Source organism: Phenylobacterium sp. (genome assembly GCF_022402485.1).
Lineage (GTDB): Bacteria > Pseudomonadota > Alphaproteobacteria > Caulobacterales > Caulobacteraceae > Phenylobacterium.
Genome location: NZ_JAKRSA010000009.1, coordinates 203504 through 227532, shown reverse-complemented (window position 1 = coordinate 227532; position 24029 = coordinate 203504). Strand labels below are relative to the sequence as shown.

The window sequence follows — 24029 nt, the reverse complement described above, 5'->3', positions numbered from 1 at the left end:
CAAAGGTTACTCCGGCTCTGGTGGCAGGGCTTTGGCGCGCTGCTCCTCCTCCCACTTTTTTCGACCAAGCCTCGGTCTCTCATGCACGTGCATGAACTCGTCGGCAATGCGGTAGCGCGTTTTCGGATCGAGGACATCGCGCAACTTGCTTGGCCAAGCGTCTCTGGGACTGTCGATCACCAATGCCTCAGTGTTCTGTTGAGCCGCCGCCTCTGTTGGCCGACGAACCGCATCGGTCCTGACTTGTGTGACGGCGTGCGGCGCGAGGGGTTTCGCTGAGCTCCCGGCCCCAGGCGTGGCGGCCATCTTTCGACGGTATTTCAGCAGCTCCTTTCGCAGGAGCGCCTTGCTCACGACGAGGCCGCGGTCGGCCAGGTCGGCGACGATTACGTCGTGACTCCCGTACTCTCTCGCCCAAGCCTCGATTTCCGGGAGGACCAGCCGTAGCCTCGCGGCTGCGCTTAGACCGGGCCAACTCTGAGGCAGACTTCTTCCGTTGCTCATTGCTCACATCCGCGCTGGCTTGCGGGACTATCGCGCCTCGCAAGATCCGCCGGGGCCTGGCCCAACCCTGGCCTCGGTCCCTAAAAGTGTCTCAGGTTCAGGCATAACGGCGGGTTTAGGTCGCGCGATATTCCTGAACATTCCCGATATCGGCTTTGGGTATCAGCTCAGTCCAAGGTTGGTCTCACCTTTGGCTCATGATGGTCTCACGTTGGTCCCTCCATGATCCCATATCCGTCTCGCATCCGTCTTACAGTGGTCTCATGTCCGTCTCACATCTTTCGTTTCCTGCTCTTGATGCTCTCACCGCGCCTAATGCTTCTGGGCTTTGTGTCTGTTCTGACCCGATCGCTTCCCATTTCGGTCCTTAATTTCCCTATACACCAGACGCACCTTCGGGTGCCGCGCAAGTGTTTGTAAATGTGGGGGAAAGTGTGAGTTGGGCGGGTCGGGGATCACTACAGAGGTGTCGGCGCGGGACTGCGCAAGTTACTGAAAAGATGACTACTTTATCCGCAGGAGTGTCGGACGCCACGTAGTGGCCTGTACAGTGGGTCGGAGACGGCGCAACGCGCCTCCAAATCTCTCCCGGCGGCCTGTTCAAGAGGGGCGGGCCTCCCTGCTCAGCCGAGCTCGCGCCCGCCGATGCCGCGTTGCGTGCGCTCAAGATCACGCTCGCGCTGAAGGTCGAGGGCGGCGGTCTTGTTGCGCTCGCGCTGGAGTGCGCCGGGTAGGCGCTTCGAGTCGTCGGTAAAGAGCTGAACTTCGAGACGCGCTCGCGAAAGTCCGACGTAGAAGGTGTCCTGCGCTGTGGTGGGGCTGCCGGCTTCAGCCTCGTAGATGACCCGGTCGACGGTCAGGCCCTGGCTGCCATGGACGGTCCGGGCGTAGCCATAGTCGAGGTGAAGCGGATCCTTCCTGGGCAGTAGAGCGTCGTGCTTACCGTCACTGAGATAGATGGACTGGCTGGTGATAGCCTCGACACGGAGACAATCACCATTGGCCAGATCGCGGGCGGCGTCGTTGCGCGTGATCCGGACCAGATCACCCTTTGTCAGCTGAGCCTTCGTAGCGCTGTAGACCGAGAGCTCCTGCGCCTCCTCGAGCCTGACCGTGATCTTGCGGTCGCCGGCGTCGGCGACGGTCAGGCGATCGTCGTTGCCGATAGCGGTCACCTGGTAGGCGACACCCTTCTTCAGACCCTGGGCCGGGTAGTCCCGCTCCGGCTGGACACGGTCTCCGATCTCATAGTTCTTGGCGAACTTCCGCTCTTCTCGGGTGGTGTCCCGGCGAACCAGAAACTCGACGGGGACGCCGCCCTCATCGAGGCGCAGGGCCCGCCGGACGTTGGCGTTGATCTCGCGGCGGGCCTCATTGGTGCCCGAGATGATCAGTGTCCGCTGCTGCTCCGCCGGTGAGAGGCGCGCGTAAGCATCTGCGATGGCTTCACGCCTCGCGTGCGGATTCCCAATCTCGTAGACGTCCTTGATCCGCTCCAGCGCCATGGCGGCCTTTCCGCTGGCCGCGAGGCCGACAGCCTCCTTCAGCTTTGGATCGAGCTGGCGCTGGATTTCGGTCATCCGGCTCAAATCCATGCCGGCCTTGATGAGCTGATCGAAGGGTCTGCCCGCCTCGATCGCTTTGGTCTGCTGGCGGTCTCCGATCAGGACGACGCGGGCGTCCGCCGTCTCGGCCAGCTTCAGTATCGCCGCCATTTGTCGGGTGGGGACCACGCCAGCTTCATCGACAACGAGGACGGTCGCGGCCGACAGCTCGCGCGACTTCGCCGCGAGAAAGGACGAGACCGTGTTCGCCTTGACGCCGAGTTCACGCAGCGCCTTCACCTGGGCGCCATACGGGGCGAGGACCCTGACCTCGTGGCCGGCCTTTTCAATTTCCTTTTTGGCGGCCTGGAGCATGTGGCTCTTGCCGGTCCCAGCCAGGCCTTCGACCCCAACCACGCGGTTAGCGGTCGAGAGCATCAAGACTGCCGCCTTCCACTGCTCAGTGGTCAGTTCGTTGTGCGGCAGCCTGTGCGCCGCCTTTTCAGGATTGTGAAACGGACGGATGGCTCGACGTCCCTCGCGCTCGATCCGCAGGATCTCTCGCTCGTTCTCCATGGCCGATGGGGTGGTGAACCTCGGCGGAAGCTCCACAAGACGCCCTTCGTCAATGGCCTGATAGATGCGCTCATGGGCCTGGTTGGCCGGCTCTCCCGCCGTTTGAAGATCACCGACGAGCTGCGAGAACGTGCGTCCTGTCGCGCTGCGCTCCTTGGCTGGCGCGTAGCAAGGCTCCTCCTGAACCAATCGTCCCTGATCGACCTCACGACGCACAGCCGCCAACACGGCCTCCAGAGTCGAACCCTCGACGCCGTGCTGCATCGCCACTTCCATCAGCCTCGCGCCGGTGAATGCGGCTTCGCGTTCCGATAGGTGGCCGATGGCATAGCGGACTGCGGCGGTGGCATGGCGAGACGCGGCGATGGCGGCCGGCGGTTTGAAGAGGGCCATGATTGAGCTTTTCTGATGCGCCGTGCGTGCGCGCTCGCCCAACTCGATCCCGAGCTCACTAGCCCGCTGTCGCCAAGTGGCGTGGAGCGCCTCGCGATCCATCTCCGGCGACTTCCTCTGCCGCGTCTTCATCGTCGCCATCTGACGCTGGGCCGTCGTGGCCGTGGCGCGGGTCAAACCGGACTTGGCGAGCTCCGCCTCCACTTGCCCGCCGCGCCTGCTGAACCCCTCGATCTGGGCGCGGCTGACGCTCGTGATTTCGAACGTGCCTTCCCGCCCAAAGCGCAGCTCATATCCCTTCTCCTGGAGCTCCCGCGAGAGTTCGGCCCGGTAAAGGACGCCTAGGTAGCCGGTCATCTTGATGATGGCTTCGTTGCTCAACGCCCGCCACTGGCCGTCGGCGCGTCGCGTCAGGTTCATGATGACGGCGTGGGTATGAAGCGCCGGATCCTGCTCTCGCGTGGTTTCGTGCCGAAACTTGGCGATGATCAGGTTTCCCGTACGCTCCTCATGGGTGGCGCCAGCCGACTTCTGCCTGGCCCGCGCCTGCTGTTCGACCAACTCCATGACCTTGGTGACGGCCCTGTCGTGGGCTTCCACAAGGACTGAATGGCCACCGACAAGAGCGAGAATGGAGACACTCTTTGGAGCGGAAAAGGTGAAGTCGATCCCGATCCGGCTTTTGCTGTCGGCCCGGGTTGATCCGCGAGCCGGGGCCTGACCGGGCGTGACCCGCCCAGCCAGGAGGTCCTGGAACCGACCGGCCTGGACCTGCCCCGAGAGCCCCAGCATCTCAGCGCCACGTCCTTGCCAGACCTGGCTCTCGCCCTCCTTGGCGAAATAGTCGTCGGCGCCGTCGGCATAGTAGGCGCCAACAGCACCGACATCGGCTCGGGTAAGGACTTTGTGGCTCAGCACGGGGGGACGATCACCGCGGCTTCCAGAGCGGCAGCCCGCCATACTCAACTGAGGCTTGGGCCTCTTTCATCTTCTGGGGACTGGCCAGGATGCGCAGGGTCATCAGGATTTCCGCGAGCATCCCTTCGAGCACGGCGGGATGAAGGGGTTGGTGTCCTGCTAGTCCGCGGGCCGACGGCAGGGCGCCCGATAGCGCCAGGTCTGTGCGAAGAGACAGTACCGTCTGATGGAAAAACGAGGCCAGCGCCAAGCGCTCCCTGATCACGGCAGGGAGGGTCTGGTTCGTGGAGGAGGCGACCTCCTTCAGCTCGACGAAGAGCTCAGAGGGTAGTCGTACCTGGATCGGATAGGATTGAGACATGGGTGTTCGTCCGACGGGGGAGGGGGCTGTCGGCAGGCGCGGGTCGTCAGAGCTTTGACGTCGACGCGCCTGCCTCAGCGACGTGTGAGGAGGGGAGGCTCAGTAGGTCGCCTCAGCTACCTGCGGATGATCCGTTCAGGCGTCTCGGGGAGGACATGTGCCGCTGCCTTGGCGTAGGTAGGTTGGCGGCGATCAATCCAGTCCAGGATTTCGGACTCCACCCAGGCGATTCGCCCCGGTGTCAGTTGCACTGGCTGCGGCGCCTTGCCGTCGCGGACGAGCCGCCACCAGGTCGTTCGGCCAAGGTCGCCCACCATCGGCCGGACGGCTTTCCAGGCGATGAGCTTCTTCTTCGTCTGTTGGGTCATTCAGGTTCCATGTGTTGCCCGCTCAATCAGCGGCAACCGCGAAAATCACGCGCAAATGTTCACAGAACGTTACGTGTACATTCTAAAAAAGCTTCTAAAATCAACGGTTTCGTAACGAGTTTAGCGGAGATAGAACTGCTCGCGCGCGACTAGAGCTTAAGGCAATAAGCATTGCTTATAGGGGGGCGCCGCCGACCGCGGAGATATTGCCCCCGGGCCGGTCGGAAAACGGTCGCCGATCCCCCGACTTTTTTTTGAAGAAGTCGCGTTTCACCCCTTATCGCCCCAGGCTAGACGCTCGGATTGGTCCCTTCGCGCCGACGGATGGAGTCGGTCAGCATCATCCGGGGCCGATCGCACGCGTTGTGGTTTGGCGCATGAAGAAGCGCGGGATGCATGATGATGAGGTCGCCGGGCTGGCCGGTCATCTCTCCCAGGGCGACCACGCGAGCGCCAACCTGGGCCTCTACGCCGATCAAGGACCTCAGGCTTTCTGTGGGCGTGGCTAGCAGGCGGGCGAACCACGGGTGCTGCTTCAGCCAGTCGCGCACCTGGGCAGACCGCACTGGCGCCCCATGGAAGCGCTCGCACGCCAAGGCGTGATGATGTGAGCCAGCCACGTACAGCGTGCCCCCGCCGTGCGCGCCAACCGGCTCAAGGAAGGTGAAGATCCTCAAGGTGGGCAAGGGACTGAGCGGCTCCTGGCCACCAATATCCAGATGCCACGGCGGTCTTGGGAGAACCGGGGCCAGGCTCGGAAAGGTGACCAGAGGCGCGCCCCAATGCTCTGGCGCCGCCCAGCGGCCTGGGCCGATCAGGGCGTCGGCAAGGGCGAACAGCTTGGGCGACGCCAGGGCCGCGAAGGCGCCAGAGCGCCTCAGCTTCTGAAACTGCGACGGCGACGCCGTCGGCCAGCTGGCGGGGTGCTGGCGACTGAGCCGATATCTCGCCTCAAGATCCTCCCAGAGGCGGTCGCGCATGATCGCGATGTCAGTCGTGGAGAAGAACCCAGGCAGGGACAGCACGCCTTTGCGCGCGATTTCGTCCTGCTGATCTGCGGTGAGGGGGTGTGGCATTGGCGTCTCCTGGCTGAGACGCCCCGCGGTGAATCATCCCTCCGGCGCGAGCGCCAGAACGACTGATCCACCACGGCGGTACCGCGGCTCACCGCGAGGCGCGGTGATCGTTCGCAAATTTTCTGACCGATCACGAGGCGGGTCAAGAGAGTCTGAGCGCTCGATCCCGGTCGGCCGACTTGCATTGCAGTCGCTCAGGCGTGCGGCTAGGCTCGCGCCGTGAAGATGAGCTGAGCCCTTCTCGCGCTCTGCGCGAGGCCGTGAACGCCCAGGCGCGCAGGCCTGCGCGCCTGTCGGCTCGCCTCAATCTTCTCTCAGGATCATCTCGTGAATACGACACCCCACGGCCCGCCGGCTGCGATGGACGTCTACGCCCGCGCCCAAACCCTTGCGCCGATTTCCGCCAGCCGAAGGCTGAACCTTTGCATCACGGGCGAGGGCCCCATCACGGTGGTTCTCGCCGCAGGCTACCTCGGCATTACCCTGGATTGGGCGCTCGTCCAGCATCGGCTCTCGCGGCGGTTTCGCGTCGTCTCCTTCGACAATGCGGGCCTGGGTTTCAGTGACCCCGGGCCGGAGCCCAGAACCTCAAGCGCCATCGTCAGCGATCTGCGAGCCGCCTTGGCCGCGGCGCAGTTGGGTCCGCCCTACATTCTGGTCGGGCACTCGGCGGGCGGGATACGCATGCGCCTGTTCGCCGCCCACTATCTTCAGGACTGCCTGGGTCTGGTGATGGTCGATTCCTGCTTCGCAGATTGGGAGCAGCGCCTCTATGGCGGGCCAAGCCCGCACCTCGACCAGGAGCGGGAGGTCTTCCAGCGATTGTTGGAGCGGGCCGAGGCGGGACGGCTCACACCTGAGGCTGCTGACTACAAGGCTCGGATCGCTGTGCCACGATCAGACCTCTCCCCGGCCATGAACGCGACCTTCCACGACATGTGGACGCGCCCGTCCTACCTGCGCACGGCCATATCGGAGAGCCTGCATCTGCGGGCCTCAACCGCCATTGAGGCGGCGGCCGACAAGAAGCCGCTCGGCCAAACGCCGCTCGCCGTGCTCAGCGCTACGGACACGACGCAAAGCGCGTTCCTGGAAAACGCCGCGCAGACGGCGGCTTGGTTCGGTATGCACGATGAGCTCGCCGACCTATCGGAGCGAGGCTTCCGGCGCCTCGTCGACTGCGGACACAACATCCCCATCGAGCACCCAAAGGCCGTTGTCGCCGCCGTCGAAGAGGTGGCCGCGATGGCGGGGTAGGGCTGGGGAGGGGGTTCAGCGCTCAGCTGACCCTTATCCGCTTCGTTGTGGAGATGAGCGCTGGATGGCCAAACAAGCCGTCGGCCGGGGGGGTCAGCCAAAGCTGTGGTATCAGCTCCTGGTCGGCGCTGGCGTTCGTCGAATGTCGCGCCAGTAGACGTCAGCGACATCGGGGTCCACGTCGGCTGCTTGGGTGATGCGTCCGTAGAGACCATCCGCGCCATCGCGCCGCGGACCGGAAATCCAGAAGTGCTCGCCGGTCGCAACGTCGTAAAAATTGCCTTGAATCCGGCCCCCTTGAGGCTCTGGAAAGTCCGTCCTGCATAGCTGAGCGTTGCGCCAGTCTTCGAGAACGTCACCCTCCCGATGCGGCCAACCGCGTCCAGGCCACCGGATTTGTCTTCGATGTACATGATCCGCGAGCGCATTCAGCATGACCTATATTGCTACCGGCTAGGAGCTGTGAAGACTCTGACAGCTCGACCCAGGAGATCATCGAAAATGGGCTTGGGTCCATTGCGGAGCTCCGCAGCCCTTCGTGACCGAAAGCAGACGGAAACGCCTCTACACCACAGGCAGCGTACTGCGCAGATCTAAGGCGAATACAATGAAGCCCCGAGTGACCGTGAGCGTTCAGCCCGATGGGACGTTTGAGATTGCGCTTAACGAGGCCGGCCGGGAACTCCTCGTCCAGGAACTGGAGGGACTAAGCCGCGAGTGGGACCACTTCCACCTTGATCACTACGACGATCCTGCGCTCGCCGACGCCACGGATGTTCCCCTCGCGGACCAGGCCTACAGTCCCGGCGATCGGGTGCTGCTGAACGGGAAGGTTCTGTTTCGTCCTGATGACTGGGACGCCGAGTATTTCCCGCATGTCCTCCGATCAGCCGGAGGCTCATGACCAGGCGCCCCAATCTAACCTCGCTTTCTGGCCTGCAGTCGGGGCGCGTAACGCATACTGTTTCAGACCCTTACGGAGTATCAATCACAGCTGCGCCACGCTCAGGCGAAGAGCATCGCGCACGACATGGATCGCTTCCTCACCTGCAGTCGAGAGCTGTTCAACACCTACTTCCGTCAGCCTGACCCATGGAGTGATCCCCACAGGGCGTGGCATCTGCGGGATCGGTTTGAACCGGTGCGCAGCGCCCTGTTCCGTGGGCTGGTGGCGGAGCCCCATGGCCTTCAGCCCCTCGACTATGGCCAATTGCACCCTCAGATCTCTGTTGTAGCCCGGCAGGCCGGGGAGCTGCCGGTGCTGCTCAATCGGGAGAGCGGAGCCACCGCCGGCTATTGGGATGCCCCCGTGAACCGTCTGACCCCGGAGGCGCAGCTCCGGTTTGTGAGTTTCTTCGATTGGGCGGAAATCGAACGCGCGGATTATCGCTTCGTCATGGCGAAGGTGGTCGCTTGGCCAGGCGTGGACCTCGCTGGGCGCTTTGGCCTCGTGGAGACTAAGGACGTCACCTTTGAGCGGGCGGACTAGGTCAGGGATGAGCTCGCCGGCCGGGGCTTCCGGCGCCTGGTCGATTGCGGACACAACATCCCCATCGAGCACCCAAGGGCCGTTGTCGCCGCCGTCGAAGGGGTGGTGGCGATGGCCAGGTAGGGCCTGCGGTCGCGGATGCGTTGCTGAACGCATGTCTCCAGGAGCCGCTGTCACATCGGACCAGCCCGTCGTTCTGTCCAGTACGCGCGTCGAGAAATCGACGCTTCACCGCAACCTTCACTTGTGCGATCGAGGCGGCGAAAGCGACGCTGGTTGAGCCTTGGGGGGTAGAGCGATGCGATTCACAATAGGCGCGATCCTGGCGTTCGCCCTTGCCTGCGCTGCACCGGCGATGGCCGCACCGACGCCCAGCATCTTTGAGCTGGCGCGCGATGACGAGATTGCCCAGTTGCGTAATCTTCTCGACCGGGGGGCTCAGATTGATCAGCGCGACGAGCATGGCTTTACGCCTCTGATGTTTGCAGCGGGCGGTGGTGATGGTCCCGCCGCGCGCCTCCTGTTGGAGCGGGGCGCCGATCCCATGGCGGTGAGCAAGCAGGGCGCGACGGCCCTGCATCAGGCCGCCTTTAGCGGTAGCGAGGAAGTGGTTTGGCTGCTGCTCCAAAGGGGCGTGCCACTGGATCCTGTCACCACGAGGGGCAATACGCCGTTGCACTTCGCGATCCGGGCGCAGCAGTGGTCGGTGGTGCGGACCCTGCTAGCCGCGGGCGCCGACCTTCTGGCTACCCCGCGGGGCAGAGCTGCGCTAGCCGATGCACTGAGCTTCGGTGACGAGCTCAACTACGAGCGTACGGAGCCGTTGCCGGTTGATTTAGCGCAGACCCTGGCGGCTAACGGGGCGTCACTGGACGGGACTGACGAAACGACCGGCGGCAGCCTGATTCACTTGGCCGCCGCGTGGCGCAACGCGCCGATGGTCGAGTACCTGCTTGCGCAGGGGCAGTCAGCGCGCGCAGTGGATAAATCAGGAGTCACACCGTTGCAGCGGGCGGTGGCGACGTCCTCCCTTGAGAGAGAAGCCGATTGACTAGGAAAACTGGGTGATTACGCTGAAAAATCAACGCACGAACACCGCGCTCACCCGACAACTCAAACCTCGCCCATTTACCGAACCACCGCTGGAACCACCTCCGCATTTGTGAGCCGCATCAATCTGAAACGGCCTAGCGAAACTACCAAATTCAAGCGCACCCGTCCAACGGATAGGGCCATTCCGGGTTGGGACGGCCAGATGGCTTAAGCGAGACACTCCCCACGCAAGGAGCACTTTATCGGTGTCAGCCAAACTGGCTGACAGTGCCACCGGCGCTCCCGCTGGTGTGAGCCGGACTGGCCGAGGGTGACAGCACCATCGGCACCATCATTAGAGTTTTTGGTGACGCCCGCCCGGGCGGAGGCGGAGAAACCACTGGCGACTGCATTCACAGGGGCTGATGGCCGAGACGGCCTTTACACCGCTAGACCATTCGGCGCTCAAGTTGGTTCGTATCCGTCGTGGCGGAAGTAGTTGGCGCATTCGGTTGGCGTGAAGGCTTTGATGACCTCAGCGATGCGGTCCCAGAGGGCATCGACGGTTCGTTCGCCGGCGCTTCGCAACAGGGTCTTGAACTTGGAGAAGGCCAGCTCGATGGGGTTGAGGTCGGGCGAGTAGGGCGGCAGCAGCATCAGCCGGGCCTGCCGGGCCTCGATCCGCCGCCTGACCTCGTCACCCTTGTGGGCGGGCAGGTTGTCCATGACGACGATGTCGCCCGGCCTCAGCGTCGGCCCGAGCACCTTGTCGATATAGACGAGGAAAGCCTCGCGGTTCATGGGGCCGTCGAGCACGAAGGGCGCGGTCAGACCGTCATGACGCAGGGCGGCGGTGAAGGTGGTTGTCTTCCAATGACCGAACGGCTGGCGGGCCAGGGCGCGCTGGCCTCTGGGGGCGCGGGCATAGGCCCGGACCATCTTGGTGTTAGCTCCCGTCTCGTCGATGAACACCAGCCGGGCCGGATCAAGATGGGGCTGGTTGGCCTTACACAGGGCGCGCGCCTCGGCCACGTCGGGCCGCGTCTGCTCGCTGGCGTGCAGTGTTTTTTTTGACGGTGATCCGATTGCGCTGGAAGAACCGCCGGATCGAGGCCTCGTTGGTCCGAACCTCCCGGTCGTCCAGCAGCCGTTGACCGATCTGGGCCAGCGTCAGGTCGTTCTCCACCGCGATCAACGCCAGCAGCCAGTCCGTGTGCGGCGCCAGCGGCGACCGTGGCTTGCCGCCCCGAGGCCGCTGTCCAATGCCCCCCGTCTGCGCCTTCAGCGTCACCCAGCGGATCGCCGAAGACACCCCCACCTGGAACCGGGCCGCCGCCTGGTGTCGAGACATCCCCGCCGCCACCGCCGCGACCACCCGCTCCCGCAAATCGTCCGAATGCGCCTTGCCCATCATAGCCTCCCAGATCAGAGGCCGATGGACTCATGGTTCGCACGCCAAGGGAATCCCCGCCCGATCACATTCGATTCAACTCAGCGACCGATTGCTCTAGGCGTGCTCCAGCGCCACGAACAGCGGAATGACCAGCAGGAAGGCCAGGCCGTCGCGGAGGTTGGTCAGCAAGAAGGAAGACCGCACTTCCAGCGTCTCCTGATCGCGCCATTTGCTGAAGTCGGACCACAAACGCGGCATGCGCGCCACATAGGCAGCATAGGGCTCGTCGAACACCGCGTGCCCAGCCATTCCTCCCCGCGCCGCACGGTGGCGTAGAAGGCAACCACGGCGATCAGCAGGAACAGGATGATTGATCCTGTCTACGCGCTTTGTCGAAGGCGCTGATCAAAGCCAGGCCACGGTCTCGATCATCTCATGCAGGCCGCGTCCTCCACGCAGAGTCTGGCTGAACGCCACCAGCACGCCCCTGCGCAACAGTTCAGTTCCGTCCCGCCATCGGACCTGGTTGTGCTCCTACTCACAGCCGCACGCGGTTGAGGCGCAGTGCGTTGGTCACGACGCTGACGGAAGACAGCGCCATCGCCGCCGCCGCGATCATTGGCGAGAGCAGGATGCCGAAAAAGGGATACAGAACCCCCGCCGCGATCGGCACTCCGGCGGCGTTGTAGATGAAGGCGAAGAACAGGTTCTGTCGGATATTCGACATCGTCGCCTTACTCAGTTCGCGAGCCCGGACGATCCCGTTCAGATCGCCTTTCAGAAGCGTCACGCCCGCGCTTTCCATGGCGACGTCGGTGCCCGGCCCCATCGCAATGCCGACGTCGGCTGTCGCCAGCGCAGGCGCATCATTGACCCCGTCGCCAGCCATGGCGACGATACGGCCTTCCTGTTTCAGCCGCGCGACGACAGCGGCCTTCTGATCGGGGAGCACATCAGCCTCGACGGCGTCGATGCCGAGTTGACGCGCGACCGTTTCGGCCGTCGTGCGGTTATCGCCCGTCAGCATCACCACGGTGATGCCATCGGCGCGCAAGGCGGTGAGCGCTTCGGCCGTGGTCGATTTGACCGGATCAGCAATGGCGAACACCCCTGCGACCATGCTGTCGATGCCCATGAAAATCGCGGTCGCCCCATCCGTGCGAAGTTGGTCGGCCTGCGTCGCAAGGGAAGAGGTGTCGATCCCGGCCTCTCCCAGAAAGCGGGCATTGCCCAGCGTGATGCGTCTGCCCTCAATCGTTCCCACCGCGCCCTTGCCCGTCGGCGAATCGAAGTCGCTGACGGAGGGGATTTCGATGTTGCGGTCCATCGCCGCGTTGACGATCGCCAACGCGAGGGGATGTTCGGACGCCCGTTCGACCCCGGCGGCGATGCGCAGCAGTTCTTCCTCCTCAAAACCCTCTGAGACGATAATCCGGGTGACGGCAGGCTTGCCCTCGGTCAGCGTCCCGGTCTTGTCGACGACCAGGGTGTCGACCTTCTCCATATGCTCCAGGGCTTCAGCGTTCTTGATGAGGACGCCGAGGCCGGCGCCTCTTCCTACGCCGACCATGATCGACATCGGTGTCGCCAGCCCCAGCGCGCAGGGGCAGGCGATGATCAGCACCGCCACCGCCGCGACCAGTCCGTGCGCCAGGCGGGGCTCCGGTCCCCATATGCCCCAGGCGACGAAGGCGATCACCGCGACCACCAACACCGCCGGCACGAACCATCCGGCGACCTGGTCAGCCATACGCTGGATCGGCGCTCGCGACCGTTGCGCTTCGGCGACCATCTGGACAATGCGGGCCAGCATGGTGTCACGGCCGATCTTGTCTGTGCGGATTACCAGCGCGCCGCTCTGGTTCATCGTCCCGCCGATCACCGTGTCGGCGACCGTCTTGGTGACCGGCATGGATTCGCCTGTCACCATCGATTCATCGAGCGCCGAGCGGCCTTCCTCGACGACACCATCGACCGGCACCTTTTCACCCGGCCGCACGCTCAGCCGGTCCCCGACCACAACCAGTTCGAGCGCGACTTCCTCTTCGCTGCCGTCATCGGCGATACGCCGCGCGGTTTTCGGTGCCAGGTTGAGCAGGGCCTTGATCGCGCCGGAGGTCCGCTCGCGCGCCCTCAGTTCGAGAACCTGCCCGAGCAGCACCAGGGTGGTGATCACGGCGGCAGCTTCGAAATAGACCGCAACCGACCCGTCCGAGGCCCGGAAGGCGGCCGGGAAGATGTCCGGCATCAAGGTCGCAATGACGCTGTAGCCCCAGGCCACTCCTGTCCCCATGGCGATCAGGGTGAACATGTTGAGATTGCGGGTCTTCAGCGACGCCCATGCGCGTTCGAAGAAAGGCCAGCCTGCCCAGAGCACGACCGGCGTCGCCAGGACGAACTGAATCCAGATCGACAGCTTCATGGGCACGAGATGATGCAGCGCGGGGAAGAGATGCGCGCCCATTTCAAGGACAAACACGGGAAGGGTCAGCACCAGTGCAACCCAGAACCGGCGCGACATGTCGGTCAGTTCGGCGCTGGGGCCAGCGCCTGCGGTCACCATCTCCGGTTCGAGCGCCATGCCGCAGATGGGGCAGGCCCCAGGGTGATCCTGTCGGATTTCCGGATGCATCGGGCAGGTCCAGATCGACCCCGCCGGGGCTTCCACAATCCGATCAACAGACGGACTCAGGTAATGTTCAGGATCGGCGACGAATTTTTCTCGGCAGCCTGCGCTGCAAAAATGGTGATCATGGCCGGCATGGGTGGCGTGGTGGGCCGTCTTCTGCGGATCGACGGTCATGCCGCAAACCGGATCGACGGCCGTGTCGGAGATTCCGTCCGGCCCGTGCTGTGCATGACTTGCGGACCCATGAGGTCCAGCAGATGCGTTGTGTTTCGACTCGGCCATGAGCCGCCCCTTTTCAATCGCAGATCGATCCGGCGCCCGACCCGATGTCGGGCCGACAGTTGTTGATCCTAGTGAACCATGAAGCTGATGGAGCCGGACATCTTGTGCCCGTCCGGGGCTTCGGCGGTCCATACGGCAGTGTAGGCCCCCGGAGCGAGAAGCGGCAGGGCGACGCTGACAATCGCGGCGGCGGGCGCGAGCGGGGCTGCGACCACGATCGGCGCCTGGCCCTCGGCGGTGAGGGTGACGGTCTTAAGAATCATGGGGTGCGGGAAGGTCGCACTGAAGCGTTCCGGTGACCCATTCGTCATCGCGCCGTCGGCGGGCGTGGTGACGATGCCCGATGGCGCCAGGGTCGACTGCTGCATCCCGGCGTGGCCGGCGTGCGGGTCCTGGGCGGCGGCGGCTCCGGCGACCGTCAGAACGGCGGTGAGAACGAAAATACGCATAATGAGTCCAATATCCTCGATTAGAACCAGGCCTTGATCCCGACGATCAGGCGAACATCTTCGGCATCCTCGTCACGCGCCCTGGCGTAGTCGGCGGTGTCGCCCAGCGACCGGCTCCACTCGACCCCGACGTAGGGCGCGAACTCCTTACGGATTTCGTAGCGCAGGCGCAGGCCCGCCGTGACCGAGGTCAGACCCGAACCGATCTCCAGTTCTGGAATGTCGCTGGCCGACATCGCCACTTCAATGGCCGGCTGAACGATCCACTTCTGGGTGATGCGCTGGTCATATTCGACCTCGGCACGGGCGGTCAGGTCGCCTTCGGTCGACAGGAAGGCGGCGGCGTTCATTTCGAACCAATAGGGGGCGACGCCCTGAACGCCGACGGTCAGATAGGTGGTGTCGTCGCCGTCGGGGCGGAAGTCCTGCCTCACGCCCGCTTGAACGTCCCAGAAGGGGGCGATGGCGCGGCTGTAGAGAGCCTGGACCTCGGCTTCGTGCAGTTTGCCGCCGAAATCGCCTTCGCCCTCAGTCTTCCACCAGAAGCGGTTGATGTCGCCGCCGGTCCAGCCCTGGGCGTTCCAGCTATAGCCCTCCTCGCCGTCGCCGAAGCTGGCCTCGATCGAGTCTACAAAGACGGCCGTAGTGCGGACGTCGCCGTTCTCGACCAGCAGTTGCCTGCGTGACGCAGCCATGACAGCCGGGTCGAACAGCAGGTCCGCCGCATGGGCAGGCGCGGCGCGGGCCGCAGCGGGCGGCGGCGTCTCGACCATCCGTCCGCTGACGCTGTCCACGCTGGTGGGGATGTTCGGCGCGCCGCCCGCCATGCCGCTCATGTCGTGCCCGGCATGCGGGTCGGCGGTGGGCGCAGGAACCTGACTCATGTTGTGACCCGCGTGAGGATCAACGGTGGGTGTCTGGGCCGGGGCCATCTGCATACCGCTCATGTCATGACCTGCATGGGGATCAACGGCAGGCGTCTGCGCCGGCGCCGTCTGCATCCCGCTCATGTCGTGACCCGCATGAGGATCGACGGCGGGCGTCTGGGTCGGAGCAGCCTGCATCCCGCTCATGTCATGGCCAGCGTGGGGGTCTTCCGGCGGCTTGCCGTGCATGGGGCACGGGCGACCTTCACGCATCATCGGACAGTCGTGCGCGGGCTCGGCGGCGGGAGGCGTCGTCTGCTGAACGGGGGCGGGCGCCGCTGGAGCATGGCCAGCGTGTCCGGCGTGGCTCTGGGCGACGGCCGGGCTGGCGGCAAGGATCAGGGGCGCGAGCGCCAGGGCCAGGGTTTTCACGAGACGGCTCCGTCCAGCGGGCGAATGGTGACGACGTTGAACATCCCCGCGTGCATGTGCATCAGAAGGTGGCAGTGGAAAGCCCAGTCACCAGGCGCGTTTGCGGTCAGGTCGAAGGTGACCTTGCCCCCTGGCGCGACGTTGACCGTGTGCTTCAGCGGCTGATAGCCGTCATGGCCATTGACCAGTTCGAAGAAGTGGCCGTGCAGGTGGATCGGGTGGGCCATCATGGTGTCGTTGACCAGGGTCACGCGCACCCGCTCGTTCAACTCGAACCGGATTGGCTCGACCAGTTCCGAGAATTTGCGACCGTCAAAACCCCACATAAACCGCTCCATATTGCCGGTCAGGTGGATTTCCATGCTGCGTGAAGGCGCGCGCGTGTCCGTGTTTGGCGTCAGCGAGCGCAGATCCGTATAGACCAGCACCCGGTGATCGACGTCCTGAAGTCCCTGAGGCCGCTCGCCCAGACGATTGGCGGGCGCGGGCGCAATGGCGTCCACCCCGACGCCGACCGCCATGTCGGCTGGGGCGTTGTTCGGGTCGCGCATGCTCATGTCGCCGTGGTCCATCGGCGCTGCGGCGGCCCCTGCTGCGGCCCCCGCAGCGGTTCCGTGACCCATGGCCGAATGATCCATTCCAGCCATCGAGCCGTGGTCCATCCCAGCCATGCCGCCCATACCCATATCGGTCATGGTCAGGTTCGGGACTTCGCGTAGCGGCGGAACCTCGGCGGTCATGCCCATGCGAGGCGCCAAGGTCGCCCGCCCCATGCCGGAACGGTCGATGGCCTCGGAGACGATGGTGTAGGCGCGGTCGTCAGTCGGACGGACGATGACGTCATAGGTCTCGGCGACCGAAATCTGGAACTCATCGACCTCGACCGGGCGGACGTGCTCGCCGTCAGCCTGGACCACGGTCATGGCCAGGCCGGGAATGCGGACGTTGAAGATCGACATGGCCGAGGCGTTGATGATGCGCAGCCGCACCCGCTCGCCGGGCCGGAACAGGCCGGTCCAGTTCTCCTCAGGCCCGTGGCCGTTGACCAGATAGGTGTAGGTCGTGCCGTTGACGTCCAGGATGTCGCGCGGGTCCATCCGCATGGCCCCCCACATCCGGCGCTCGTCCACACTCATACGGTCGCTGCCGTCGAGCAGCCCCGCGAGCGTCGTCTTCTGCTGGTTGAAATAGCCGGGATTCTTTTTCAGCTTGGCCAGAATTTCGTGCGGGTGCATGAAACTCCAGTCCGACAAGACCAGCACATGCTCCCGGTCGTAGCCGACGGGATCAATCCCCGCCGGGTCGATGACGATGGGGCCGTAATGGCCTAAGGCCTCCTGCAATCCCGAGTGGCTGTGATACCAGTATGTGCCCGACTGTTTGATCGGGAACTCATAGACAAAGGTCTCGCGCGGCCGGATGCCGGGGAAGCTGACGCCTGGCACACCGTCCATCTGGAACGGCAGCAGCAAGCCATGCCAATGGATCGAGGTGTCCTCGTCCAGGGTGTTGGTGACCGACAGGCGCACGTTCTGGCCTTCGCGCATCCGCAGCAGGGGGGCGGGCAACAGGCCGTTGACCGTCACCGCATGGCCGGTGCGCCCGCCGACGATGAATTCGGAGCGGCCCACCGTCAGGTCGATATTCGGCCCCGCCAGCGTCGGCAAATCGGCGCGCAGCCCGGCTGATCCGGTCTGAGCCCAAGCGGGTAGGAGCCCTTGCAATCCCAGCAGGCCGCCACCCGCGACGGCGCCACGAAGAAGGGTTCGACGATCGAAGTGTGGGGTCGACATCAGCAAGAAGTTCCTTGATCTGCTATTCAGCCATTCGTTCAGATACGCATCCTGGCGACCAAGCCCTTGCGACAGGACGCCACAGCCACCCAGATCAAAGCCTTCTGCGCCTTCCCATCATGGCGGGGTCAGGCGCCTTCGCTCGGCGTGGCGCGCCAAGACCTCTGATAATTTCTTGCGCGCGCGGGCGATGCGGGTCTCCACAGCCTTCAGCGTGACGCCCAGGATTGTTGCGATCTCGGCATGAGACCGCCCTTCGAGCGTCGCGAGCAGGAGGGGAGCCTTCAGGCCGTCCGGAAGGTCTGCCAACGCGCGTTTCAGGTCCGCCACCCTGCGCTGGTCGTCCAGCCGGACCTCGGGTGTAGGCGTATCGTCGCTCACCGTTGTCGCCTCGGGCGCATCAAGGCCCATGACCCCGCGCACGACGCGGCGAACCGCTCTCCGACGGCTCCAATCGCGACATTTGTTCAGGGCGATGGAGCGCAGCCAGACATCGAAGGGCCGCGTCGGATCGTATCGTCGCACGGCCAGCCAGGCGGCGACATAGGTCTCCTGCAACAGGTCGTGGGCCTCGTCCTCGTCACCGACATAGCGGCGGATGAAGCGATGCAGATCGCCCTTGGTCGCAGCCATCAGGGCGGTGAAGGAGGCTCGGTCTCCGCCTGCCGCGCGAACCTCGATGCTCTGCTCGGCTTCCACGCGCGGCGCTTATCCGGCGTCGTGACGCAAAGCGTCGACGACCGCTTTGTCGAACACCTCGGCCTGGGCCGGGGTCAACACGGATCGCATCTCGAAGACATGGGCGATTGTCGCCTTCTGGAGATCGCCCATGGCGACATGGAAATGATCCACCGCCGCTTGAACCTGGGGCGTGTCGCCGTTGCTGGCGGCAATGGCGGCCGCCAGTTCGCGATTGGCGGCGCGGACTTCGGCCTCCAGCGCGGGTCGTTGAACGGCGAAGCGGGCTTCGATGACGTCAAGGCGATGGTCTTGATCTGGACTCAGATCGAGTTTTTTATGGACGATGCTGTGAAGGTTAGGAGGCTGCCGCTCTCGCATGACCCAGGTCGCGGTCCCCCAGGTCGCCGCACCGCTGGCCAGCGCCGCCAGGATCGCCGTGATGAGTATGGACTTCCAGTTCGCCCTCATCCCTGGACGTCCAGGGTGGTGAGCGGCGACAAACCGGCCGACACGGTGAAAATCCGCATTTCGGAAGGCTCCGGCCGAGGCGCTAGAAGCATCAGACCTCCATTCGTGACGCCGACGACAAGGGCAAGCGCCACAGCCGCTACCCGGACGTGGCCTAGGCGCGCACGGTCCTTGCGTTCACTGACCCGCGCCCAGACGGCATCTTCCACGCCGGCGAGCAGCGCGGTGTCATCTGGCGCAACCATTCCAATCAGTCTGTCCATATCATCAATCATTCCGCACCTGCCTCACGCCCCATCTGCCATACGCGCCAGCTTCGCGTTCCCCTTACGAGGGGATGAGCCGCCGCCCGCGTAGATACCAGAGAACGACCGGGACATCCCGTCGTCCAAGGGGGAGCGATATGAACGACAGATCAGGCCCCATACGGGTTCCTTTTCCTGACGTGCTCGATCCGCTCACCGGCGTGAGGTTCTTTCTCGCGCTCGGCGTCGTCCTGTTTCACTACCAGCTTCAATGGACGCTTCCCGACGAAGCCGTCGGGCTGTTGGATCGCGCGCGGCTAGGCGTGGACGTCTTTTTCATCCTGTCAGGCTTCATCCTCACGCACGTGTATCTGCAAGGGGACGGCGTCCCCGATTACCGAAGGTTCCTCGCGGCGCGGTTCGCGCGGATTTATCCGGCTCATCTGTTCATCCTGCTGGGCATGCTTGGACTTGTGTTGCTTGCGCCTCTGTTCGGCGTCGGATTGGAGCCGGGCCGCTTCAACCCTGCTGACTTCGCCGGCACTCTGTTGCTCGTCCAGGCCTGGTTTCCGCGCGAAACCATGGTCCTGTGGAATGGTCCAGCCTGGTCTCTTTCGGCGGAATGGTTCGCCTACCTTGCGTTTCCCGCCTACGCCGCTCTGGCTCTCCGGCTGCGGGCGAGACCGTGGGTCATCATCGCACTTGCAGCGATACTGTTCGTCGCGCTCGACGCATTCTATCGCGCTCAGTTCGGTCGGGTGTTGCCTCGGGCCGAGGACAGCATGGGCATCCTGCGCATCGTCCCTGAATTCCTCTATGGCATAGGTCTCTACTACCTCGGTCAGCGCTGGACGCCGTCGCCCCGCGTGTCGGTCATGGGCGCCTTGGCGACCACGGCCGCGCTGCTCACTCTCATGCAACTCGGCGCCGACGACCGCATTATCGTCGCGGCGGCCGGTCCCTTCGTTCTGTCGCTCGCTCTGTTGGCCAAGGCACGTGTGCGGACCTGCCTGTCCCATCCCGTGGCCCTGTTCGCAGGCGAGGCTTCGTTCGCCCTCTACCTCGTCCACATCCCAATCCTGATGGTTTGGCGCAACGCGGCGCAAGCGTTCTTCGGCTGGCCCGGTGACTACCGGATGGGCATGGCAGAGCTGGCCGCCATGCTGGTGTTGACGCTCGCCGCCGCCGCAGCCATCCATGTCTTCGTCGAGCGCCCCGGCCGTCGGCTGCTCCGGGCGTGGATGGCGCCGCAACGCGCTGATCCCGTGGAAGCCAGACGATCCATTCACAGCGATCAAGGAGAACCCTTTTGAACCCCGCCAACTTGAACCGTCGCCTGCTGCTGGGCGTCGGCCTGTTCATCGGCTTGACCGGAACCGCCTGCGCTCAGACGCGTCCGTCGAGGAACCTGACGGTCTTCAAGACGCCGACCTGCGCCTGCTGCGACGGATGGATCGCGCACATGCGCGCGGCAGGCTTCAGCACCACCATCACGGTTCTTCCAAGCCTCCAGTCGATCCGGAGCAGTCGGGGAATGCCGGACGCGCTGGCCTCCTGTCACACCGGCCTGATCGATGGCTATCTGGTCGAGGGTCATGTGCCGGCTCAGGATGTCATCCGCCTGCTGGCCGAGCGACCGACCGCAATCGGTATCGCCGTGCCGGCCATGCCGCTCGGTTCGCCCGGCATGGAGACGCCGCAGGGACAAAAGGAGCCCTACGACACCCTGCTGGTGCTTCGCTCGGGCGCGACCCGCGTGTTCGCTCGCCACAACCAACTGGCCTGACGCAGATCGCGCTCAGCCCATTCAGATCACCCACAATCCGGAGCCTGTAATGTCTCGCACATCCCTTGCCCTCATCCTGTCGTTCGCCGTGTTCACGGCGACACCCGCCTTCGCCCAGGACCACGCTCACGGTCATGATCCCGCCGTAGGTTCGGTAGCTGTGGCAGCAGCGGACGCCGCCACCGCCGTTGATGCCTTTCACGCCGCGCTCAAGGCCGGCGATACGGCTGCCGCGCTGGCCCTGTTGGCACCGGAGGTGATGATCTTTGAAGAAGGCGGGGCCGAGCGGTCGCGCGACGAATACGCCTCCCACCACCTGGGCTCAGACGCCGCCTTCGCCGCTGCGTCTGAGGCGACGGTGACGCGGCGGTCCGGCTGGGCCGACGGCGATGTCGCCTGGATCACCAGCGAAGGCCGCACGACGGGCCAATTCAACAGCCGCGCCGTGGACCGGCTCACGACCGAGACGATGGTCCTGAAGCGGCACGCCGAAGGCTGGCGCATCCATCACATCCACTGGTCGTCGCGCGCCCCCAGTTAGGCGTCCGCTACGTCACATGGCCGACGGCGGGGCGAGCGTGCCCATCACCGCGACGACGGCCAGCAACGCAGCCCCGACCAGCGTCTCCGCGACGACGCTGCGTCGGAGCCGTTGAAGCGCCTGTCGAGTGTCTTCGCCGCCCGCCAGCGCCGAACCCAGGACAGGTGTCAGGCGAAAGCGGTTTCCGGCCGCCAGGGCGAGCATCAGGCCGAACAACACGAGTTTGGCGATCAGAAGCTGGCCGTAGACGCTGGCTCCCAGGTCTCCAACGCGTGCGGGGCCGACCAGGAACCAACTGTTCACGAGGCCGGTCAGGACCAGCAGTCCGACGGCCAGGGTCCCAAGGCCGGCGAAGCCGTGCAGGGCGTTGTGGATGGTCAAATCGTCCGGCGCGGCCCGGCGCAGCAGGAGGATTGTCAAGGCTGCCAGAGCCCCCAGCCACAATGCGGCGGCCGCAGCATGGATGATGTCGGCAACAAGGTGGAGAAGCCCGCCAGCCCCCTCGGTCGCGGCCCCATGGCCGGTCCAGGCGAAGCTGGCGGCCACGATCAATCCTGCCCCCACCGTCAGTCCCCAGAGCGTTCGCCCAGGCTTCAGAGAGGCAAGTGCGACAAGGCTGAAAATTGCGACGACAGCCCGAGCGACCATGGCCATGCCCAAGGTCGTGCCGGTGACCATGAAGGATAGCGAAGCGGGCTTGACGGCTTCGCTCAACGAACCCGCCATGACGGCGGTCTGCATCACCAAGGCGGCCAGTGAGCCTATCGCCACGACGACCGACGAGACGATCAACGTGGGACGCGCCCAGGTCAGGTTCAGGGCGTCGCCGCCCTTGAAGCTGTAGAGCAGGAACAGCGGCGCGCCGAGAAGGACGACCGCACCGCTGTATTGAAGCCAGCGGAGGGCGATGATCGCGAATTCGAGCACGGCGTCAGCGCACTGAGAAGGTGTAGGAACCCGTCATCCGGTGGCCGTCGCTTGACGCGATGCGCCAGTCGATACGGTAGGCGCCAGCAGCCAGCGGGCGGGCCAGGGTCCCTGTCAGGGTTTTACCGTCTTCAGCAACCGAATTCCGAAGTGGGACCTTCTCCCCCGCCGCATTGACGACGTCAAAGCCGGAAAAAGCGGCAACAGAGCGCTCGCTGAAGGTGAGCGTCAGTGTCTGAGTCGCAGCCACGGTCGAGTTGGGCGCGGGGTTTGCGCTGACCAGACGGGCGTGAGCCGCCGCCGGTCCAGCGGCGAAGGTTACGACCGCCGCGACGGCGATGAAGGGCGCGGGATTGAAGTTACGCATAATCGTCTCCAGACATTGGCCGATCCTGGCCCTGTGTATCTCTACGCGCCCGACCGGTGCTTCCCTCAAAGGTGGCCGATTCAGGGTCCGACGCTGGAGACGTCGACACCCTCATCATGTTGGTCATCTCCGGCGCGATGGCCGCCCATCCGGACGGCTGCGGTTCTGAGCCAGCCTAGGGCAACCCTCTAAATCGCGTGCTAGCCGCCCTCGCCATGGCCGCCCGCTGATCTCGGGGGGCAGGGATACGGGGTCTGCACGCCTTCAATTGACGCCGACTGCGCGAGAAATCAGCTCCGCCCTGATCTGAGTCTTCATCTGGGCTGCGGTGGGCAGGGCGAGGAGCGTCGCACCGGCGATCACCCCAGCGGCGTCTGCCGCTCGACCTTGCAGGACCACCGCGATGTGAGGTGGCGCCGGAAATTCGGACAGTTGGCTAAGGTAGGTTCGACCTCGATGAAGGACGGACTTTATGACTGGGAAGCGGAAGCGGTACACGGCTGATTTTAAGGCCAAGGTGGCGCTGGAGGCGTTGAAGGGTGAGCTGACCCTGTCGCAGTTGGCGACGAAACACGGCGTCCATCAGACGATGATCGCGGCGTGGCGGAAGCAGGCGATCGAGGGTCTTTCCGGGGTGTTCTCCGGCAAGGCTGAGGCGAGCGAGGGCGCCCGGGAGGGCGAGATCGATAAGCTGCACGCCAAGATCGGGCAGCTGGTGGTGGAGCGGGATTTTTTAGCCAAGGCCTTCGGTCGTTGAGCCTGGACCGGAGGCGGCAGATGATCGAGCCCGAGCATCCCCGGCTGTCGATCCAGCGCCAGTGCGCCCTGGTGTCGATCAGCCGGTCGGCCTTCTACTACCAGCCGGCGGGTGAGACCCCGCTGAACCTGGCGCTGATGCGGCTGATCGACGAGGCGTTCCTGGAGACGCCCTGGTACGGCTCGCGCCAGATGGCCCGGCATCTGCGCCGCCAGGGTTATGAGGTGGGCCGGATGCGGGTGCGTCGGCTGATGGCCAAGATGGGCCTGGCGCCGATTTATCAGAAGCCGCGCACAACGATCCCGCACCCCGAGCACCGGGCCTACAAGTACCTGCTGCGCGGCCTGACCATCGAGCGGCCGAACCAGGTCTGGTGCGCCGACATCACCTACATCCCGATGCGGCGGGGCTTCCTGTACCTGGTGGCGGTGATGGACTGGGCGACCAGGAAGGTCTTGTCTTGCCGGCTCTCCAACAGCATGGACGCAGAGTTTTGCATCCAGGCCCTGGAGGAGGCCCTGGCCCGCTACGGGACGCCGGAGATCTTCAACACCGACCAGGGCAGCCAGTTTACCAGCCCCCGCTTCGTCGACGTGCTGAAGGACGCCGGCGTGCGGGTCTCCATGGACGGCCGCGGCCGCTGGATGGACAATGTCTTCATCGAGCGGCTCTGGCGAAGCCTCAAATATGAGTGCGTCTATATCCACGCCTTCGAGACCGGATCGGAGCTGCGGACCGGGCTCACCAAGTGGATCGGCTACTACAACACCAACCGGCCCCACTCGGCCCTTGCCGGGGCCACCCCCGACGAGGCCTATGGACAAATCCAGGCGCCGCCCTATCCGGGGCTCGCCCCGGATAGGGCCAACCCTGAGCACAAACTGGCGGCGTAATC

Annotated in this window: 24 protein-coding genes; 8 read left to right on the top strand and 16 right to left on the bottom strand. The window is 64.6% G+C overall.

The features are described 5' to 3' along the window. Window positions 1-6: 6 nt before the first annotated feature. The 5 genes from MH112_RS02305 to MH112_RS02285 all read right to left on the bottom strand — a co-directional run bounded on the left by MH112_RS02305 (window position 7) and on the right by MH112_RS02285 (window position 5740). Window positions 7-504: a hypothetical protein gene (locus tag MH112_RS02305; RefSeq protein ID WP_296563243.1), complete on the bottom strand. Its 498-nt coding sequence runs from the start codon at window positions 502-504 to the stop codon at window positions 7-9. Between the two features lie 623 nt (window positions 505-1127). Beyond that, window positions 1128-3935: a MobF family relaxase gene (gene mobF, locus MH112_RS02300; RefSeq protein WP_296563241.1), complete on the bottom strand. Its 2808-nt coding sequence runs from the start codon at window positions 3933-3935 to the stop codon at window positions 1128-1130. 10 nt (window positions 3936-3945) lie between these two features. Then, entirely contained in the window at window positions 3946-4296 is a 351-nt protein-coding gene (locus MH112_RS02295; RefSeq protein WP_296563240.1) for a hypothetical protein, read from the bottom strand. 116 nt (window positions 4297-4412) lie between these two features. Next, on the bottom strand, window positions 4413-4664 hold the full coding sequence (locus MH112_RS02290) for an AlpA family phage regulatory protein (RefSeq protein ID WP_293316054.1): 252 nt from the start codon (window positions 4662-4664) through the stop codon (window positions 4413-4415). Between the two features lie 290 nt (window positions 4665-4954). After that, a complete protein-coding gene (locus MH112_RS02285) occupies window positions 4955-5740 on the bottom strand; it encodes a phytanoyl-CoA dioxygenase family protein (protein ID WP_296563236.1) in 786 nt (261 codons plus the stop codon). Window positions 5741-6067: 327 nt separating this feature from the next. Here MH112_RS02285 and MH112_RS02280 point away from each other — a divergent pair, with 327 nt between their 5' ends. The 4 genes from MH112_RS02280 (at window position 6068) to MH112_RS02265 (ending at window position 9537) form a co-directional block, all read left to right on the top strand. After that, window positions 6068-6997: an alpha/beta fold hydrolase gene (locus tag MH112_RS02280; protein WP_296563234.1), complete on the top strand. Its 930-nt coding sequence runs from the start codon at window positions 6068-6070 to the stop codon at window positions 6995-6997. Between the two features lie 607 nt (window positions 6998-7604). Next, on the top strand, window positions 7605-7901 hold the full coding sequence (locus MH112_RS02275) for a hypothetical protein (protein WP_296563232.1): 297 nt from the start codon (window positions 7605-7607) through the stop codon (window positions 7899-7901). A 126-nt stretch (window positions 7902-8027) separates the two neighbouring features. After that, a complete protein-coding gene (locus MH112_RS02270; protein ID WP_296563230.1) occupies window positions 8028-8486 on the top strand; it encodes a hypothetical protein in 459 nt (152 codons plus the stop codon). Window positions 8487-8784: 298 nt separating this feature from the next. Beyond that, complete coding sequence (locus tag MH112_RS02265; protein WP_296563229.1) at window positions 8785-9537, top strand: ankyrin repeat domain-containing protein; 753 nt, start codon at window positions 8785-8787, stop codon at window positions 9535-9537. Between the two features lie 446 nt (window positions 9538-9983). On the opposite strand, the gene MH112_RS02260 is transcribed toward MH112_RS02265, so the two are convergent. The 9 genes from MH112_RS02260 to MH112_RS02220 all read right to left on the bottom strand — a co-directional run bounded on the left by MH112_RS02260 (window position 9984) and on the right by MH112_RS02220 (window position 18774). Next, window positions 9984-10929 (bottom strand): IS630 family transposase gene (locus tag MH112_RS02260; protein ID WP_296563293.1). Its coding sequence is split into 2 segments (ribosomal slippage): window positions 9984-10589 and window positions 10591-10929, totalling 945 coding nucleotides; the frame shifts between segments, so codons are not numbered across the junction. Between the two features lie 96 nt (window positions 10930-11025). Next, window positions 11026-11220, bottom strand: coding sequence for a hypothetical protein (locus tag MH112_RS02255; RefSeq protein ID WP_296563227.1), 195 nt, complete (start codon window positions 11218-11220; stop codon window positions 11026-11028). Between the two features lie 229 nt (window positions 11221-11449). Continuing rightward, window positions 11450-13822, bottom strand: a complete 2373-nt coding sequence (locus tag MH112_RS02250) for a heavy metal translocating P-type ATPase (RefSeq protein WP_296563225.1) — start codon at window positions 13820-13822, stop codon at window positions 11450-11452. A gap of 68 nt (window positions 13823-13890) precedes the next feature. Next, complete coding sequence (locus MH112_RS02245; protein ID WP_296563224.1) at window positions 13891-14271, bottom strand: copper resistance CopC family protein; 381 nt, start codon at window positions 14269-14271, stop codon at window positions 13891-13893. 20 nt (window positions 14272-14291) lie between these two features. Next, entirely contained in the window at window positions 14292-15569 is a 1278-nt protein-coding gene (locus tag MH112_RS02240; protein ID WP_296563222.1) for a copper resistance protein B, read from the bottom strand. Further along, window positions 15566-17362 carry a copper resistance system multicopper oxidase gene (locus tag MH112_RS02235; protein ID WP_296563220.1) on the bottom strand — a complete coding sequence of 599 codons (1797 nt, stop codon included), beginning with the start codon at window positions 17360-17362 and terminating at the stop codon, window positions 15566-15568. Before MH112_RS02235 ends, MH112_RS02240 begins: the two co-directional genes overlap by 4 nt. Window positions 17363-17479: 117 nt before the next feature. Beyond that, complete coding sequence (locus tag MH112_RS02230; protein ID WP_296563218.1) at window positions 17480-18061, bottom strand: RNA polymerase sigma factor; 582 nt, start codon at window positions 18059-18061, stop codon at window positions 17480-17482. 9 nt (window positions 18062-18070) lie between these two features. Next, window positions 18071-18511 (bottom strand): periplasmic heavy metal sensor, encoded by a 441-nt coding sequence (locus tag MH112_RS02225; protein ID WP_296563216.1) that lies wholly within the window; start codon window positions 18509-18511, stop codon window positions 18071-18073. Then, window positions 18508-18774, bottom strand: coding sequence for a hypothetical protein (locus MH112_RS02220; RefSeq protein ID WP_242915564.1), 267 nt, complete (start codon window positions 18772-18774; stop codon window positions 18508-18510). The genes MH112_RS02225 and MH112_RS02220 overlap by 4 nt, the downstream gene beginning before the upstream one ends. Window positions 18775-18914: 140 nt before the next feature. On the opposite strand from MH112_RS02220, the gene MH112_RS02215 reads away from it, so the two are divergent. From MH112_RS02215 to MH112_RS02205, 3 genes are read left to right on the top strand one after another with little or no spacing between them, the layout of a single operon-like run. Then, the gene (locus MH112_RS02215) at window positions 18915-20069 is read left to right on the top strand and encodes an acyltransferase (protein WP_296563214.1); all 1155 of its coding nucleotides are present in this window, start codon (window positions 18915-18917) and stop codon (window positions 20067-20069) included. Next, a complete protein-coding gene (locus MH112_RS02210; protein ID WP_296563213.1) occupies window positions 20066-20542 on the top strand; it encodes a DUF411 domain-containing protein in 477 nt (158 codons plus the stop codon). Before MH112_RS02215 ends, MH112_RS02210 begins: the two co-directional genes overlap by 4 nt. A gap of 49 nt (window positions 20543-20591) precedes the next feature. Further along, window positions 20592-21083, top strand: a complete 492-nt coding sequence (locus MH112_RS02205; protein ID WP_242915569.1) for a nuclear transport factor 2 family protein — start codon at window positions 20592-20594, stop codon at window positions 21081-21083. 12 nt (window positions 21084-21095) lie between these two features. Here the strand turns inward: MH112_RS02205 and copD are convergent, their stop codons facing one another. Continuing rightward, window positions 21096-22010 carry a copper homeostasis membrane protein CopD gene (gene copD / locus MH112_RS02200; protein WP_296563209.1) on the bottom strand — a complete coding sequence of 305 codons (915 nt, stop codon included), beginning with the start codon at window positions 22008-22010 and terminating at the stop codon, window positions 21096-21098. Between the two features lie 4 nt (window positions 22011-22014). Beyond that, window positions 22015-22377 carry a copper homeostasis periplasmic binding protein CopC gene (copC, locus tag MH112_RS02195; RefSeq protein ID WP_242915572.1) on the bottom strand — a complete coding sequence of 121 codons (363 nt, stop codon included), beginning with the start codon at window positions 22375-22377 and terminating at the stop codon, window positions 22015-22017. Window positions 22378-22849: 472 nt separating this feature from the next. Between copC and MH112_RS02190 the strand changes: the two genes are divergently transcribed. Next, window positions 22850-24027 (top strand): IS3 family transposase gene (locus MH112_RS02190; RefSeq protein WP_296563206.1). Its coding sequence is split into 2 segments (ribosomal slippage): window positions 22850-23114 and window positions 23114-24027, totalling 1179 coding nucleotides; the frame shifts between segments, so codons are not numbered across the junction. Window positions 24028-24029 lie beyond the last annotated feature (2 nt).